The organism is Bradyrhizobium sp. Kon56 (assembly GCF_055807635.1).
On sequence record NZ_JBVVOU010000102.1, the window covers coordinates 1 to 836 of the forward strand.

Consider the following 836-nt stretch of genomic DNA (forward strand, 5'->3'; position numbering starts at 1 on the left):
CTATTCCGAACATAGCTACCCGGCAATGCCACTGGCGTGACAACCGGAACACCAGAGGTTCGTCCACTCCGGTCCTCTCGTACTAGGAGCAGCCCCTCTCAAATCTCAAACGTCCACGGCAGATAGGGACCGAACTGTCTCACGACGTTCTAAACCCAGCTCGCGTACCACTTTAAATGGCGAACAGCCATACCCTTGGGACCGGCTTCAGCCCCAGGATGTGATGAGCCGACATCGAGGTGCCAAACACCGCCGTCGATATGAACTCTTGGGCGGTATCAGCCTGTTATCCCCGGAGTACCTTTTATCCGTTGAGCGATGGCCCTTCCATACAGAACCACCGGATCACTAAGACCTACTTTCGTACCTGCTCGACGTGTCTGTCTCGCAGTCAAGCGCGCTTTTGCCTTTATACTCTACGACCGATTTCCGACCGGTCTGAGCGCACCTTCGTACTCCTCCGTTACTCTTTAGGAGGAGACCGCCCCAGTCAAACTACCCACCATACACTGTCCTCGATCCGGATAACGGCCCTGAGTTAGAACCTCAACGTTGCCAGGGTGGTATTTCAAGGATGGCTCCACGCAGACTGGCGTCCACGCTTCAAAGCCTCCCACCTATCCTACACAAGCAAATTCAAAGTCCAGTGCAAAGCTATAGTAAAGGTTCACGGGGTCTTTCCGTCTAGCCGCGGATACACTGCATCTTCACAGCGATTTCAATTTCACTGAGTCTCGGGTGGAGACAGCGCCGCCATCGTTACGCCATTCGTGCAGGTCGGAACTTACCCGACAAGGAATTTCGCTACCTTAGGACCGTTATAGTTACGGCCGCCG

General features: G+C 54.3%; 1 rRNA gene. It reads right to left on the reverse strand.

Annotated elements, in window-relative coordinates:
* A 23S ribosomal RNA gene (locus tag AC0L3B_RS38125) occupies nt 1–836 on the reverse strand; the annotation flags it as partial.